Below are 13,984 nucleotides of genomic sequence, written 5' to 3'. Positions count from 1 at the left end.
GCAAAATCGTGCATTCAGTTTCGGGGTGTTGGCGTCGGAGCAGTTTTATGACCTTGCCGCATGAAAGTAGAAATAGTGACTGCGAATAGTGACTGCGCTGGCGATTACTGCATTCTGACTAGCGCGCAGTCGCTTATGTTCGCACGGACTTGATGCTTAATATCAGCTGTTTTTGTATTCACCTCATAAACAGAGGTTCATCATGGATCACAAAGGTTCAGTTCGTGAGCGCGTCTTTCAAGATTTGCGTCAGGTCGCTTATCCGGACAGTCGTTTTCACTTCGATTTTGGCGAGTTCATTGCCGACTTTCAGGGCAGCGAACAAGCTACGGAGCGGCTGATCCAACACCCATGCTACCAAAATGCGAAGTGCCTATTCATTACCCCCGACAATTGCCTAGAACTGCTCCGTTACCGCGCACTACAGGACGGCAAACATGTGCTGATGACCACCTATTCCATCCGGCGTGGTTTCTGGCTGATTGACCCAGCCACCATACCGAAAGATCGCTGGTTATACGCCGTGACGCTGGATGGAATGGAACGTCATGCCAAACCGATGACGCTCGCGGATATCAAGACGCAATTGCCCCTGCTGGATTGCATGATTACAGGCACCGGCGCTATCAATGAGGCTGGTGTGCGCTTTGGCAAGGGGCATGGTTTTTTTGATGCAGAGTGGGGCATGCTTTATCGTATTGGCAAGATCACTACTGCCACCCCTTCGGCCGCTGTGGTTCACGACTGCCAGGTACTGACAGAGACTCTGTATCCAGAGGTGTTTGATACTGTGGCTGATGTCATCTTTACGCCTACGCGCACCATTGAAGTTGTGAATGCGCACAAGCCCACATGCGGTATTGTCTGGGAACTCCTTGACGCACACATGTTTGAAACTATTCCTCCGCTACAAGAACTCAAGGCCATGGAAGCGGACCTTTCGTTATGAAGACCGAGGAAGAGATTTACCAAGTGTCTGCCGACTTTAAGGAGACGCTGATTTATTCGATGCCGGCACGCCCCACATATCGCAAACCATTGATTTGCAATGGCCCAAACCAGACCAAGCGTTGTGTTTTCCGAGGAAATCAATGCTTCCTAAAAGAGGTAATTTTCGCGAGAGTATAGGGCGCCTCGAATTACCAGGGGCGATTTCAAGTGCTAAGTGCAACACCCTTGGGGTTAGATGGCGTTGTAAATCGTCTCGTAGAACACATGGCGGCTGGAATCGTCGGGATATGTGCGCTTGAGCGTCGCGGCGATCTCCAGGGGCGACCACTTCCACGCCAGCATCTCGCGCACCGCACCCCACCCCACGGCACGCTGCTGGGGGCCAGCTTCGTCGCAGGGCGACTGGGGACGCGGCGTCTGCCCCACCATGGCGTCGTATCCGGTCGCGTTCACTTGTGCATTGCGGGCAAGCTCCCGCGTCAAGGTCGAGGGCGAACGGTCCAGCCTGCGGGCCATGTCCCGCAGGCTGACCTTCTCGGCCTTCCGGATGGCAAAACGTGGCACTTCAGATTTGAGGCCGCCCGCTCAATCTGACCTACCAGAAATGCGTATTTTGTGAATTATCGCATCACCAAAGATCTGCAAGCACGAGGATGGTGCAAGCCAACGCCTAGCATAGAATTTGCTTGCACTCAGCCACGTAAAGTTTCTGAAGAAATTCTATGAATAAATTAGATTAAAACAAGGACTAATTGTCGCAAGAAAACACTTTTTATAATATCTAAATAAAATTTTAATTTCGGGTGGGTTGTCTTTTTGACAAAATAAATAGTATATCATATTGTCGCGCACTATAGGTCATGGTGCTTGAATAAAAATATTTTAAATTCTAGTTTGCATAATAATTTCTTATCATGAGGGGCGCTCCGAAAATGAATGAATTATATCCACACGTCGATATAAGTATGATCCGGCGCCTTGCTGGTGAGCGCGATTTCAGTAAATTCTTTGAGTTGGCAGCAACAGAGGCCGCACGTGCAGTTCAAGCGGATGGGGCAGCATTAATCCAGCATGCCGGGGATAACCGCCTTCAGTATCGTTTTTTCCAAGGGCTCCCTGCGGACTATCAAAAGCTGGCGTCCAGTTTTACATTCTCCAGCGAATCCGGCACCGCTGGTGTAGCCCTAAGAACTGGCTCTCCGATTTTCACACAAAACTATAAAGAAAGTCCCTATGCAATACCAGAATTTATTGAAACCGGCATACAGGCCAACTTCGTCATACCCATTGGACCAGAAGATGATCGACGCGCCGTGATGGCCATTGCATGGTTTAAAAGTAAACCAATTCAGCCACCAAATGCCACCCAACTTGCCATTGTTCAATTGCTTTCCGATTTGATATATGCCGCGCTTTACCGACAATCGCTTGAAGAAAATTTGGCTCAGCAGGCGCAGCATGATGCGTTGACGGGCTTGCCAAATAGGCGGTACTTACTAGATCATCTCGGCAAAATACTGAATCAATCTCAGGAAAATCGAGATCATATGGCGGTAGCCATACTTGATTTAGATGGCTTCAAACCCGTCAATGACACCTATGGGCATGCTGCTGGCGACCAGGTTCTTAAACAGCTTGCTGCACGAATGGTCACAGTGGCACGCGATGTTGATTTCATTGCCCGCTTGGGCGGCGATGAATTCGCATTCGTGTTCGGCAGCGTTCAGGGTAAGGCCTGTTTGGAAAACCTCTTGGATCGGATATGCGCAATCCTCGAAAAACCTTATATTTTATCGGATGGCAACAGCGTCGAATGCCCCAGTAGCCTGGGCGTCATCCTAGTGCCAGAACATGAAACGGATGCCGAAACATTATTACGGCATGCTGATCGCGCCATGTATGTCGCAAAGGGCAGAAAAAAAATTATTGACACACCATGGGAAATTTTCAAATCGGAGTCACTGAGCCATGCAAGCAGATCTAGTCAAGACTTAGGCGCACTCTTTTCAAGTCAGCTTGAATTGCACTATCAACCCGTTTTTGATATTTCACGTAAATGCGTGGTTAGACTAGAGGCCTTGGCTCGATTGCGTGATGGTGACAGACTCACGATGCCATCCAATTTCATCCCATCGCTCAATCAACGCCAGAGACGGAAGCTTTTTGATGCAGTATTAGAGGGTGTGCTAAATCAAGTACAAAAATGGAAGATTGAAAATGACTGCATAACGTCAATTTCAATTAATGTTGAACCTTTAACTCTTGTTGATTCACAATTGCCTCAACGAATTTATAACGGCCTCAATTTATACGATGTAGAGCCCCATCAGATCACACTTGAAATTTTGGAGCAGGGAGAATTTTTATCGCAAAAAGCAGCGATAAGGCAGTTAACTGAGCTTCGCGCCATGGGGATTAGATTAGCCATCGATGATCTTGGGGCAGCCTATTCAAGCCTACTTCGGTTGCGAAATTTTCCCATTGATGAAGTTAAATTAGACCAAGCTTTTGTGCGTGAACTCTCGAGCAATTTGAAGGACATCGCCTTTGTCTTAAGTGTTCGGGAATTGGCGCGCGGTCTAGCCGTTGATTTGGTTGCTGAGGGTGCAGAAACACCAGAGGTCATTAACATTCTGCAGGCCTTGGGAATAAACCAAATCCAAGGCTATGGCATTGCGATGCCGCAGCAGCCGTCAGATGTACCAAATTTACTGCATCAGCTCAATAGCTGGGAAAATCCTCCACAAAAAAATATTTTTGCGGTAGCGTATACCAAACACCTTACTATGGACTCCAATATTATTGGTTTATTGTTAAGCTCTCCTCGGCATCTCAACGCTGAAACGCTTTCCGGCCAGATCTCAAGCGCTTTGGGCGGAATTCTTGCGTGCATCCCGGAGGCATTTTCCTTATACCGAAAACAACTTGTTTTACTGCACGACATGGCCAGGCATCATGACACCGACCTTAGACTACCTATTAAGCGATATCAAGAACTTGGGAGTCAGCTACGTCATGTCTTACATGAAGCAGCCAGGATGGAATAGTTTCTTTGCAGTTTCGGTAAACATGAATTTTACGTAGGGAAGTGTGATTTCAGTTGACTGCGATTGCTACGTGCAGCGGGGCGTTTGAGGGGCGATTTCGCCGCGTTTCACACCCCTTAGGCTGCCTGTAGACCGACACGGATTCTCTCATTTCATGCAACAACGTGCGTCGCACCATCTAGAGATTGCTCAGCGCAAACAGCGTGTGCAACCAAGCCTCAGTCAAATAGGGCCGCATCCAAGTCCAGCGCCTTGCGAACCGCAGGCTAGCTCAAGCTCATGAGTGCCACGATGGCCATCACGCGGTGCCCGCACGATGCAGTCGCGCGACTTGCTTGCGCCTCTCATGCAACTGCTCCAATTTCTGAAAACGGGCATCTTCTTTCTCCATCTCCAATGGACACCAAGTCGCACGAAAAGTTTAGCTATGTTCGTACCGGATCCATAATGATGGAAGCGATGGACATTTTGACATCCCGATGTTGGCCCGCCGCCGTATCGAGACAACTCAGGGTAACTCCCCGACCTGCGCATGAGCCACCGGAATCGGCCGGAGGTCAATCAAGATGCCCAGGTTGATCAGCGCGCATCGGACGAGATTCGGGGCTCCAAGCGATGCACATGACCGTCTGACCGTGGATCCAGAACCTGCAACGGCTTGCCTGCCCTGAAGCGGGGCAGGCGAGTGCGTTGCCGCAGGAAGGTTTCGCCGGTTCTCGGGTTGCGCGTCATACGCGGCTGGATGACCGTGACGCGGAACGATCCGAAGTTGCGGATCTCGACGCGTTTGCCCTTCACGAGTGACTGCACGATGCCCCCGAGGATGACCTCCGTGGCCTCCTCCACATCACGCTGTCGCAGATTCGGGAAGCAAGTGTGCAGCCGGGCAATCAGATCAGAGCGGTTCATGTGAGCGTTTCATCAAGTTGGCGCGCATCGGTGCGCAAATCATCGGTTGAGTCTACCGCCGCTAGCCCCACCCACCATCGCCTCACATAGACCCCGAGCCGATCTGCAGCGTGTTGCAGATCGCCCCGTCCGGTTACCGCCTGCATGCTGCCAGGCAGCGACATCCTGGATTGCTGCCCGCCCGCGCCCAGCGCGATCAGAGGCTGATCCCGCACATTGAGCGCGGCTGGCAATCCAATCTGCAGGTCTATGGGGTCGATAAAGTCTGGATCATGCAACGCATGCACCACAAGTCAGGCGCGCACATCGACGACCAAGCCGCTTCAGCAAATGCATGGCAGACGCCGCGCGGCGAACACCGCGCAACGGGCTCAGCGCCACACAGCATCGTCCGCGGCGATGAAGGCCGCCAGCGCCCGGAGCATGCAGCGGTGGTGCTGCTTGAGCAGCCAGGTCATGCTCAGAACCCCCAGGCCAGCCAGCCAGAAGCTGACCAGGCGAGGGCTGTCGGCCGGCAGCCAAGCCAGGATGCCGACCCAGGTCAGCAAATTGACCCCCGCAGCCCAGGCCCAGCGCCGGGCCTGCGTCCAGGGATGCCCGATCGAGGCGCCCAGCGCCTCAGGCCGCCACGACGCCAGCACGCGCCGCAAGGGCAGGGCCTGGACAGCAATCCCCGCATTGCGATACAGCGCCCGCCACCAGGCATCGGCCCGCCCGAGTTGCAGCACCCCATGGCCGTACAGCAGGCCGATGGCCAGGCTCAGCGCCAGCAGCAGGTGGCGTCCTTCAGCCGAGCTGCCCACCAAGACATGACCGGCTGCGGCCAGGGCGATGACCCCAGAGGCGGGGTGCACAGCGTCACGATGACCATGCCGGCCAGCAGGCGGTGTGTGGCACGGAGCCTGGCCTGCTGCGGTGGCAGGCCGGCGCGGGTCGCGCGTTGCGCCAGGCGCCGGCACCCGCGCACGCCGGCCGCGGCGTCGCTCCAGAACAGGGCCAGGGTCAAGTCGCGCAGGCCAGCAGCCAGGCCTGCATGCGGCAGGGCAGCGGCGTCGGCATCGAGGGGAGTTTGCATGGTGATCTCCAGAAAAGGTGGGTGATCACCATCACAGCATGCGATCTGCGCGATGCAAGTCGCACCCGCGCGGCTCAGGTCTGTGGCGGGCGAGCTGGCCCCGGGCAGCTCTGCGCACGGGACAGGCGTGCGCGGCGTTCTGCACGTCGCAACTCGCGTTCTTCGAGCCAGTCGAGAGTGACGGCGACCAGCAGGCCAAGAGGGACTGCGGCGAAGACGATGAGCACCGGAATCAGTCGGGATGGCATGGTTGAATCTCCCCTGCAGGCCCGTGCAGGATAAATGATCGGCGTGCGATTTGCGGCCGGCTGTTCGAACCGCGCGTGGGGGCTCGATCGCGTCGAACAGGATCGGCGCCTGGCATGGTAAGCACAGCCCAGTGGCAGCGTCCACAGCAACATGAGGGGCCGGGAGGCTCCGGCTGGAGCGTGCCGGCGCTGGATTGAGCATCGATCAGCCGCCGCGCAGCGTAATCAAGAGATTCACCAGTTCGACGATGGCGGTGTAGGGCTCGGGGTCGCTGTAGGCGTTGAAGCGGGCGGCCAGCGCTCGCGCTCGTTGCGTGGCGGTGTCGAGCCGGTCGCGGGTGGTGGCGAAGGCACGGCCTGCGCCCTTCTCGTAACCGGGGATGTGCTGCTTCAGTCGGCGCATGACCTCGTCGCGGTGAATCGGCGCCTGAATGTCCTCGTCGTGCAGCAGCAGCCACAGTTCGAAGCTCGGCACCGAGGCGATGGCCTTGAAGGTGACGGGCCGTTTGTTGTCGTTCCTCAGCTTGCCGTCCAGCGACTCGGCCAGCTCCAGGGCGTTGAAGTAGCTGGCATGGTCGTCACGGTCGAACACGGCATAGACCTGGTCGAATACGCGCGGCTCGATACCTTTGTGGATGTCACCGCGCTCAAACAGATCCTTCGCATACTGCACGACCTGAATCGGCTCAGTTCCAAGCGCACTCGGTATGGCGGCAATATTGGCGGTGGGCAGACGCTGATCGATGCGGATTTCGTCGAAATACAGCGGTTCCGTCTTACGTCCTTCGGAGACGATCAAAATGCGGGCATAACCGGCGCACCGTCCCTGCTTTTTGCGCTCCAGTTGCTGGCGCTGACGCTCTTTGGGAGAGTTGTCGCGCCCCATCAGTGCTGCAATCCATACTGACTCAGGAAAGGCACTCCGCCATAGCGCCCTTGTAGATAGCCGCGCTCCAGAGCCTCGGTTTTGCGTGGGCTGAACTCCGTGAGTCCATACAACTCGGAGCTTTGGTCTTTTTTCTTCTCAACGAACCACACCTGATCGCGCCGGAATAGACCGTAGGCGTCGAGCAAAGAGGTGTCGTGGGTGGTGAAGATGAGCTGTGCGCCGCCGGTGTTGACGTCGGGGCGATGGAACAGCCGCACCAACTCGCGCACGAGCAGGGTGTGCAGACTGGTGTCAAGTTCGTCGATGACCAGCGTCAGCCCCTTGTGGAGGATGTCCAGTACCGGGCCAGCGAGAAACAGCAGATTGCGCGTGCCGCTGGATTCGTCCTTGAGATCAAAGATCGCCTCGCCGCCTTCGGTCACATGCTGGAATTTCAACTCGTTCACTTCATTCTCGACAGGGCCGATCTCCTGCGCACCCGTGACAAGATCAATTTTCACTCCATGGCTTATGACCTTGCGTGTCACGACATCGATATTGGTGATGCTGATGTCAGCAGCAGTGAGGAGGTCACAAATCTCCTTGCGTTTTTCCGGTTGCTTGAGCATCTGCACAGAAAAATTCTGGGCGAGCGGCGTGTCTTCGTTGAAGATGACCAAGCGGCTGGCGAACCAATCGAATACGGGGCGCAGGTCCTCGCTGTTGAGCTGTACTGCCCTCGACAGAAACAGCACGTTCTGAGGGGTCGCACCTTCCCACAGGTTCTTGGACCCCCTGAGGCCGGTGCCGAAGTCGTAGACGTCCTTTCCGGTTTTTGCATCGAAATGACGCTCAAACCAGCGCTGCGGCTTGAAGGCCTTGTAGACCAGAAGATGCTCGCTGACGATGCGCTGCGGCGTCATGGCAAAGCCGTACTGGTAACGCACATCGCCAAGAATGAAAGTAACCTCAAATTCCGTGGGATGGCTGGCGGATTCGGCATCAAGGCGGAATGGCTGCACGGCAAAGGTCTGGCCCGGCTGGATTGTGGCCGACCCCAACACGACGCCGCGCATATATTGCAGCGCCTTGATGAGGTTGGATTTGCCGCTGGCGTTGGCGCCGTAGATCGCAGCGCTCCTGAGCAGGCTGGGCGCGGCCTTGAGACCGGTGGCCAGGGTGTGGCTGTCTTGCAGGGTCTTGTCCTTGGACGCCACAAGACTCAGAACCTGCTCGTCACGCAGGCTCCGGAAGTTCTTGACGCGGAACTCGACCAGCATTGCATTCTCCTTTGTGATTTGAAATTTACTAAAATTATGCAAATTTAAAGCAAAATTGCAAGTTATTTTTACTTGCCTCCCATCCTGATGCGATGAAAGGCAGGCGTCGGTCTATTGCGACTTAAAGTTCCTTCATGCCTGGAGGCAGCGCTTCGCGCCAGGTTGGTGTTCCACCTCCGGCTGATCCGCCTGCTGACGCATCACCCACGCTCCGACGTCTTCGCCGCGCGTTCCGCCCGGCGCACGCGCACCGTCCCATCCTCCCCGACCTCCCAGGCCAAGGTATCCCCAGCTTCGACCCCGAGCGCCTCGAGGATCTCGGCTGGAACCCCAATCCTGCGGTGCTGGTTGCGGCGCCGGTTCTCCTGTTGCGTCCGCTCCGCCAGGCGCATCACGAACAGCACGCTCCCCAGGGTGCAGAGTATGGCCAGCGCGGCAGTGACATACACCCCAGTCATGAATGACATCGTCCTTCTCCTTCCGGTTCGATCTGCAAGTTGCATACCTTGGTGCTGCAGGGCGGGGATGCGTTCATGCGGTCGTTGTCGTCCGCAGCCCCGACTACCGCATCCGGGCTGAACACCAGATGGCGGCGCCAGGCGTGCCGGGTCTCCACCCTTGCGGTAAACCCCCGCTGGCGCAGGAACTGGATGAAAAACCTGAAGTCATCCGGCGAGCCGAACTCCGCTCCCAGGATGCTGGGTGCCGGATCCCCATGGCCACGGCGTCGGCGCAGCGTGCGGCAGGACACGCCGTAGTCGCCGGTCAGTTCCAGGAATTGTCGGGCGGTCAGGTTCAGGGTTTGGGGATCAACAACCATGGATCATCCTTTGACAAATGGGACAGAACAACAGCTTGAACAGCATTCAGGCCTGCGACAGAAACGGTTCGCCACAACGCCTGCAAATCCAGGACCGGTTCCAGCGCGCCACCTGCCAGGGCCGGATCGCGGTCGTTGAGGTTGCGGATGGCTTGCTCGTCCATCAGCGATGACCTTGCGTCCATCGTTCGTGCCGCACTGGGGACAGGTGCACGGGAGCATCAGAAGCTCCTCCGGGTCCGGCCATGGCATGGCCTGGCTTCCTGCGCCCGCACGGCGCAGCGCATGGCCCAGAATGCGGCCAGCGGCCACAGCAGCAGGGTTAACGGCAAGGAGCAGCGCGGCCACCGCCGCCCCAGGGCATCCCTGCCGTTTCAAAACCAGGAACGGGATCCGCGTCGCCACCAACATTTTCATTGCTCTTTCTCCTCGGATGCCCACCGGGGCATCTCCAGAACCATCATCCCGCACGCAAGGCGTTGCGCAAGTCGGCAAGCCAGGCGGCGGGTGCAAGCTGGCAAGACGGGTTTGCCGACTGCCGACTGCTCGACCGCCGGCAGACTTCAGGTGCTCGCCACCCAGAGCGTCTTGCCGCTGAGGTGGCACAGCGGGCGGATATGCCCCTCGCGTTCGAGCTTCACGGTAAGGGCTGCGCTGAGGGACAGACGCTGATGCGCGGCAACCAAGGTGTAGCGCCGTCCAGCCTGGTGGGACTCTTCGATCTGCGCGCCAGCGGCGACAAGTTAAATGAGGACGGGGTAGAGGCGTTCTTCGCGCATGGGATTCTCCTGAAAGCGATGGACAGTGCAGACGCACGAAGGGTGTGCGTGGTGCCATGCTTGGGGCCGCAACGGCGGCCGATTCAGGATGTGCGCGGGGGAAACCACCTCGACGAAGGGACGATGGAAATCATGTTACACGCGCCGTGCGTCGGCGCAACTGGACCCGCCGCCGTCATCGACTGTTTGGAGCAGATCGGCGCATTGCAGCAAGCCGAGAACTCGGCAAGATCCAGGGTGCGGGCAGGGCTGAGTCAACGCAGGGTGGCGTCGGGGCACACCAGGATCCAGGATCCTCCGTCGTATCGATCTCCTGCGTTGCAGCCCGCAACCCCTGTTCTTGCGCGAACCTTTCGAACGTACGCAGTTCCAGGAACGAGTCAAATCGCAGTTGGAGGCAGCGCCGCCCCGCTGCGCCTTTGGTCCCGGTACTGGCAAAGAATGGACTGACCCCGTACACGGCGCAAATCTGCAGCAACTGCTGCGTCAGCGGGGATTCGATGGGTTGAACGAGATGCGTGCGAGCGCTCCTTTGCGGACAGTGTCGCCCAGAATCTGCGCAGCGCAAGCGCCGCACCCGCGTAGGTTCTGGTCGGCTGCAAGCATGGGCACGGCGTAGAGCGCTGCCGGCATGGACCCACACAGCATTTTGGGGTGCGTACGCTTCCTCGGGCGCATGGTCATGTTGTCTAATGACGCCATACCCCAGTCGCCCCGGCGACCCAGCCTCTTCCTCGCCTGAAAACTCATGACAGCTTCCCAGACCCTGTGGCTTTACGGCGCCGTGGTGATCCTGACCGCAGCCGCCTGCGCCACGCTCCCCCGCGCGATGGCGGCGCTTGCCGGACGGCTGGACCGACGAGGGGCCGGTCGGTTGCGTCTTGTGGTCCGCGACCAGGCGCTGCAGCACCTGGCGCGGGACGTCCATATCCTGGCCTACCTTCAGATCCTCGCCGTCGTGGTCCTCGCGATCCGCGCGCACGATCCGGCAATTGGCGTTCTCGTCGCGGCAAGCGGCTGGCTCGCTCTCACCTTGGCCGCATCCTCCCTGCGGCGCAGGGGGCGGCGGCTGCAAGGGATGTAGCCGGACCGTCCCAAAAATCGGCAGCGATGGCGCCCGTGCAGCGCGATCTATCATCCAAGACGATGACGTTTCAGACAAAGCCCGCGCGGCGTTGCAGGCTGCGGCGCTCGTTGTCAACCGGGTGGAAGATCTCGGCGGCGGTATACGCGCGCCCGGCATCCGACGGCTCTGGCACACCGGCGGCACGCGCCAGGGCGCAGCACTCGGCGAAGTCCAGAGGCCGAAAGCGCAGCACGTCGAAGCAGCGCCCGGCGCGCACCAGCGCAGGATCGACGTCGGCCGGGCTGTCGAGATTGGTCGAGAAGATCATCTTCTTACCGGCCAGGGTCACCAAGCCATCGCCGACCGATAGCAGCCGGTGCATCAGGGTGTTGCCCTGTTCACGCGAGGCGAGCATGGCGTCGGCGTCTTCGAGCACAAACACGCCGGTCTCGCCGCTGAGAAAGGCGCTCAGCGGTCGGTCGGTGGCGAGCAGCGCCGGGTCGTAGCTCACCAGGGCATCGCTGCGGGTGTGCTGCAGGTAGCCGCGAATGAAGGAGGTCTTGCCCGTCCCAGGCGGTCCCATGAGCAGCAGGACCGAAGCGGACGAGGCGGTGTAGGCGTCGTAATAGTCCTGCAGGGGTGCGCCCAGGAAGGGGAACATCTGCGGCAGCGCGCGCAGATCCTCGCGCAGGGGAAGCTCCACGGCCTCGCCGTATTCGCCGCCATGCATCCAGTGGATGGCGCATCCGGCGGCATCGAACGCCTCGCCAAGCTCGGCCGCGACGGCGCGGGCCAGCTCTGGCGAGCCCAGCACCGTGACCTCGGCGGGGAAGTCCGCGGCGGTGAGCGCGGCGCCCTGTGGGGGCGAGTCGGTGGTCTCGCGCAGAAGCTCGCGCAATGCGCTGCCCGCGCGCCGGTGGGCATCCTGGTCCATGCGCAGGATCATGAGCACACCGCGCTCGCCGTCGAAGGCCAGCGACGCCACGCGCCCGCCGCGGTCGGTGCCTGAGTACAGCGACCACGACGGCCGCGCCTCAAACCAGGCGTGCCAGCGCTCCAGATGCACCCGCAATCGGAGGTGCTCAGTGACCGCGCAGCGGTGGCGCGCCAGCGTGGCCTGCCGGGCGCGGTCGACAAGGGTTGCGTACCAGGTGTCGTGTTGGATCGACGCAGGGATCGAGGTGCAGAGATCGGCGAGGGTTGCGGTCATAGGGAAGGAGGAAGGAGGTGAGGGTGGGGTGGGTCGATTGTGCGTGTATACGGGCGGGGCTCAGCAGCGCAGGCGTCACACCGCAAGCCATGGGATGCGCGCACGGCCCGCAATGGCACGCCATGCGCCAAAGTGGAGATCACTGATCCCCCTTCAGCGTTGGAGATACGTCCTCCATGGCAAATTCCTGTGGGCCGGGTTGGGTTCGGAGCCATCGAGGCCGGAATCCCTTCCGGCAGAGCATCACACCACAGCCGGCTGGGAGGACTTCGGTGTCGTTGGCATGGCGATCGGCAGCATGCGCGCGCCTGAGTCCCCAGTCAACGCGTGAAGAGTCAACGTGACGTCATACGGGTCGCGCTGACCGACAAGGCGAATTGCGGCGACTGCGTCACGCGCGATGGGGGAGTCGTGCGCCTGTGGTGTGGTCTGCATCCATGCCCAGAACCCGTCCAGCGAAGGTAAATCGGTGGCGCGCTGTTTTTTGAACTCGAACGGCAGGATGCCCAGGCGCTTCTGATGGCCGTCGCGCATCACCAGTTCGACCCAGACCAAGCGTTTGTCGTCCTCGAGCGCGAACAAAATCGGCAGGGCGTCGAGGGCACGTTCGCCAATCGCCGCTGCAACGATGCAGTCGCGCTCCTGTGGTGAGGCGATGGACTTGGCACAAGCGCATCGGTAGAGGTCGGGCGGCAACAGCTTCCAGCGCACCTCCTCGTAGTGCCGGGTGGTGGTGACCCGCGTGACTGTGAAACGCTCCCGGTCGGGATCGACCGCGGCAAAGACGACGAAGAAGGCAATCCGCTCGGGATCGAACACCAGCAGGCGCAGATCGCGGGGCGTCTGTGCCAGCGTCGCGCGCGCGTCGGAGGTTGTAGCCCACGCGAGGCGGGAGCCAATCGCGCGTTCGCAGATCGTGCAATAGCGGCCGTTGGCGATCAGTTCCACGAGATCGCTTGCGGTGATGCCAACGGCTTGTCGCAGTTGGGCCGCGATGCGATCGCCGACGCCCATGGAATACGCATCGATGCGGGACGAGGAGGTGTTGGCAGGCGGCGCCAAGGTGGCAGCGGGCGAGGCGCGGAATCGGAGAAGGATGGAAGTGAGCAGGTGGAGCATCAGGAACCTCGATGGATGGAGTTGCGATGCGTCCATCGTCCCAGCATCTTCCTCCGGTGCAAGTCGGGGCGACTTCTGGCAAGCGAAGCGGTCAGACAACACATCTCTAAGGTTCATGCGCGGCGGCAGGATCGGGCCTACCTTCGTCGCCTTGCAGAAGCGTCCCGACCGCTGCCATTACGAGAACATCGCCTGCAGCGATATCGGCGGCACGAGCTTCGACATGGCCCTGATCACGAAGGGCAATTTCGCCATCGCCTCCGATCCCGACATGGCGCGCCTGGTGCTCTCGCTGCCGCTGGTGGCCATGGACTCGGTAGGCGCCGGTGCCGGCAGCTTCGTTCGGCTTGACCCCTACAGCGGATCCATCAAGCTCGGCCCCGACAGTGCCGGTTACCGGGTCGGCACCTGTTGGGAAAAAAGCGGCCTCGACACGGTTTCGGTGTCGGATTGCCACGTCATTCTGGGGTACCTCAACCCGGACAACTTCCTCGGCGGCGCCATCAAGCTCAACGTCGAGCGCGCCCGCCAGCACATCAAAGTGTTGGCGCCGATGCCGATTTGAGCCACATGCCGATGGGCGAGTGAGCCACGGCAGACGAACTGCGTGCG

Annotated in this window: 16 protein-coding genes and 3 pseudogenes; 5 read left to right on the top strand and 14 right to left on the bottom strand. The window is 59.1% G+C overall.

The window, feature by feature from the left end:
* The first annotated feature begins 202 nt into the window (after positions 1-202).
* Positions 203-949: a 5-formyltetrahydrofolate cyclo-ligase gene (locus THIARS_RS17440; protein ID WP_094161988.1), complete on the top strand. Its 747-nt coding sequence runs from the start codon at positions 203-205 to the stop codon at positions 947-949.
* A 233-nt stretch (positions 950-1,182) separates the two neighbouring features.
* Here the strand turns inward: THIARS_RS17440 and THIARS_RS17435 are convergent, their stop codons facing one another.
* The gene (locus tag THIARS_RS17435; RefSeq protein WP_245845971.1) at positions 1,183-1,404 is read right to left on the bottom strand and encodes a hypothetical protein; all 222 of its coding nucleotides are present in this window, start codon (positions 1,402-1,404) and stop codon (positions 1,183-1,185) included.
* Between the two features lie 18 nt (positions 1,405-1,422).
* A pseudogene (locus THIARS_RS19320) lies at positions 1,423-1,515 on the bottom strand (helix-turn-helix domain-containing protein); the annotation flags it as partial.
* Positions 1,516-1,916: 401 nt separating this feature from the next.
* Here THIARS_RS19320 and THIARS_RS17430 point away from each other — a divergent pair.
* Entirely contained in the window at positions 1,917-3,998 is a 2,082-nt protein-coding gene (locus THIARS_RS17430) for a bifunctional diguanylate cyclase/phosphodiesterase (protein ID WP_186436738.1), read from the top strand.
* A gap of 579 nt (positions 3,999-4,577) precedes the next feature.
* Here THIARS_RS17430 and THIARS_RS17425 read toward each other — a convergent pair.
* Complete coding sequence (locus tag THIARS_RS17425) at positions 4,578-4,907, bottom strand: HU family DNA-binding protein (RefSeq protein WP_094161985.1); 330 nt, start codon at positions 4,905-4,907, stop codon at positions 4,578-4,580.
* A gap of 95 nt (positions 4,908-5,002) precedes the next feature.
* Between THIARS_RS17425 and THIARS_RS18450 the strand changes: the two are divergent.
* Positions 5,003-5,176: pseudogene (locus THIARS_RS18450) on the top strand (IS3 family transposase); the annotation flags it as partial.
* Between the two features lie 102 nt (positions 5,177-5,278).
* Here THIARS_RS18450 and THIARS_RS17415 read toward each other — a convergent pair.
* The 9 genes from THIARS_RS17415 to THIARS_RS19155 form a co-directional block, all read right to left on the bottom strand.
* Positions 5,279-5,761 carry a hypothetical protein gene (locus THIARS_RS17415; RefSeq protein WP_186436737.1) on the bottom strand — a complete coding sequence of 161 codons (483 nt, stop codon included), beginning with the start codon at positions 5,759-5,761 and terminating at the stop codon, positions 5,279-5,281.
* The gene (locus tag THIARS_RS17410; RefSeq protein ID WP_094161982.1) at positions 5,668-5,982 is read right to left on the bottom strand and encodes a hypothetical protein; all 315 of its coding nucleotides are present in this window, start codon (positions 5,980-5,982) and stop codon (positions 5,668-5,670) included. Before THIARS_RS17410 ends, THIARS_RS17415 begins: the two co-directional genes overlap by 94 nt.
* Before the next feature lie 74 nt (positions 5,983-6,056).
* Positions 6,057-6,230, bottom strand: coding sequence for a hypothetical protein (locus tag THIARS_RS18720; protein ID WP_186436736.1), 174 nt, complete (start codon positions 6,228-6,230; stop codon positions 6,057-6,059).
* 205 nt (positions 6,231-6,435) lie between these two features.
* Positions 6,436-7,116, bottom strand: a complete 681-nt coding sequence (locus THIARS_RS17405; RefSeq protein ID WP_094161981.1) for an RloB family protein — start codon at positions 7,114-7,116, stop codon at positions 6,436-6,438.
* Positions 7,116-8,378: an AAA family ATPase gene (locus tag THIARS_RS17400; RefSeq protein WP_094161980.1), complete on the bottom strand. Its 1,263-nt coding sequence runs from the start codon at positions 8,376-8,378 to the stop codon at positions 7,116-7,118. The genes THIARS_RS17405 and THIARS_RS17400 overlap by 1 nt, the downstream gene beginning before the upstream one ends.
* Positions 8,379-8,578: 200 nt before the next feature.
* Complete coding sequence (locus THIARS_RS17395; protein ID WP_094161737.1) at positions 8,579-8,845, bottom strand: AbrB/MazE/SpoVT family DNA-binding domain-containing protein; 267 nt, start codon at positions 8,843-8,845, stop codon at positions 8,579-8,581.
* A complete protein-coding gene (locus tag THIARS_RS17390; protein WP_094161978.1) occupies positions 8,833-9,198 on the bottom strand; it encodes a hypothetical protein in 366 nt (121 codons plus the stop codon). Before THIARS_RS17390 ends, THIARS_RS17395 begins: the two co-directional genes overlap by 13 nt.
* Positions 9,174-9,362: a hypothetical protein gene (locus THIARS_RS18445; RefSeq protein WP_141202459.1), complete on the bottom strand. Its 189-nt coding sequence runs from the start codon at positions 9,360-9,362 to the stop codon at positions 9,174-9,176. The genes THIARS_RS17390 and THIARS_RS18445 overlap by 25 nt, the downstream gene beginning before the upstream one ends.
* Positions 9,363-9,761: 399 nt before the next feature.
* On the bottom strand, positions 9,762-9,884 hold the full coding sequence (locus tag THIARS_RS19155; RefSeq protein ID WP_281254220.1) for a hypothetical protein: 123 nt from the start codon (positions 9,882-9,884) through the stop codon (positions 9,762-9,764).
* Between the two features lie 841 nt (positions 9,885-10,725).
* On the opposite strand from THIARS_RS19155, the gene THIARS_RS17380 reads away from it, so the two are divergent.
* Positions 10,726-11,061: a hypothetical protein gene (locus THIARS_RS17380; RefSeq protein ID WP_094161976.1), complete on the top strand. Its 336-nt coding sequence runs from the start codon at positions 10,726-10,728 to the stop codon at positions 11,059-11,061.
* Between the two features lie 70 nt (positions 11,062-11,131).
* Here the strand turns inward: THIARS_RS17380 and THIARS_RS17375 are convergent, their stop codons facing one another.
* Together THIARS_RS17375 and THIARS_RS17370 are read right to left on the bottom strand one after the other, a co-directional pair.
* Positions 11,132-12,253 (bottom strand): AAA family ATPase, encoded by a 1,122-nt coding sequence (locus THIARS_RS17375; RefSeq protein WP_094161975.1) that lies wholly within the window; start codon positions 12,251-12,253, stop codon positions 11,132-11,134.
* Between the two features lie 243 nt (positions 12,254-12,496).
* The gene (locus tag THIARS_RS17370) at positions 12,497-13,372 is read right to left on the bottom strand and encodes a hypothetical protein (protein ID WP_094161974.1); all 876 of its coding nucleotides are present in this window, start codon (positions 13,370-13,372) and stop codon (positions 12,497-12,499) included.
* Between THIARS_RS17370 and THIARS_RS17365 the strand changes: the two are divergent.
* Positions 13,266-13,934: pseudogene (locus tag THIARS_RS17365) on the top strand (hydantoinase/oxoprolinase family protein); the annotation flags it as partial. The gene THIARS_RS17370 and the pseudogene THIARS_RS17365 sit on opposite strands and share 107 nt — an antisense overlap.
* Positions 13,935-13,984: the final 50 nt, after the last annotated feature.

The sequence above is a fragment of the Thiomonas delicata genome, from assembly GCF_900088825.1.
Classification (GTDB): domain Bacteria; phylum Pseudomonadota; class Gammaproteobacteria; order Burkholderiales; family Burkholderiaceae_C; genus Thiomonas_A; species Thiomonas_A delicata.
The sequence above is the reverse complement of the archived record's forward strand: the minus strand, read 5'-3'. Positions and strand labels throughout refer to the sequence as shown.

Coding starts and splice junctions, on each gene's coding strand:
- THIARS_RS17440 (WP_094161988.1), top strand. CDS start 203: ATGGATCACAAAGGTTCAGTTCGTGAGCGCGTCTTTCAAGATTTGCGT.
- THIARS_RS17430 (WP_186436738.1), top strand. CDS start 1,917: ATGATCCGGCGCCTTGCTGGTGAGCGCGATTTCAGTAAATTCTTTGAG.
- THIARS_RS17425 (WP_094161985.1), bottom strand. CDS start 4,907: ATGAACCGCTCTGATCTGATTGCCCGGCTGCACACTTGCTTCCCGAAT.
- THIARS_RS17410 (WP_094161982.1), bottom strand. CDS start 5,982: ATGCAAACTCCCCTCGATGCCGACGCCGCTGCCCTGCCGCATGCAGGC.
- THIARS_RS18720 (WP_186436736.1), bottom strand. CDS start 6,230: ATGCCATCCCGACTGATTCCGGTGCTCATCGTCTTCGCCGCAGTCCCT.
- THIARS_RS17405 (WP_094161981.1), bottom strand. CDS start 7,116: ATGGGGCGCGACAACTCTCCCAAAGAGCGTCAGCGCCAGCAACTGGAG.
- THIARS_RS17400 (WP_094161980.1), bottom strand. CDS start 8,378: ATGCTGGTCGAGTTCCGCGTCAAGAACTTCCGGAGCCTGCGTGACGAG.
- THIARS_RS17395 (WP_094161737.1), bottom strand. CDS start 8,845: ATGTCATTCATGACTGGGGTGTATGTCACTGCCGCGCTGGCCATACTC.
- THIARS_RS17390 (WP_094161978.1), bottom strand. CDS start 9,198: ATGGTTGTTGATCCCCAAACCCTGAACCTGACCGCCCGACAATTCCTG.
- THIARS_RS18445 (WP_141202459.1), bottom strand. CDS start 9,362: ATGGACGAGCAAGCCATCCGCAACCTCAACGACCGCGATCCGGCCCTG.
- THIARS_RS17380 (WP_094161976.1), top strand. CDS start 10,726: ATGACAGCTTCCCAGACCCTGTGGCTTTACGGCGCCGTGGTGATCCTG.
- THIARS_RS17375 (WP_094161975.1), bottom strand. CDS start 12,253: ATGACCGCAACCCTCGCCGATCTCTGCACCTCGATCCCTGCGTCGATC.
- THIARS_RS17370 (WP_094161974.1), bottom strand. CDS start 13,372: ATGCTCCACCTGCTCACTTCCATCCTTCTCCGATTCCGCGCCTCGCCC.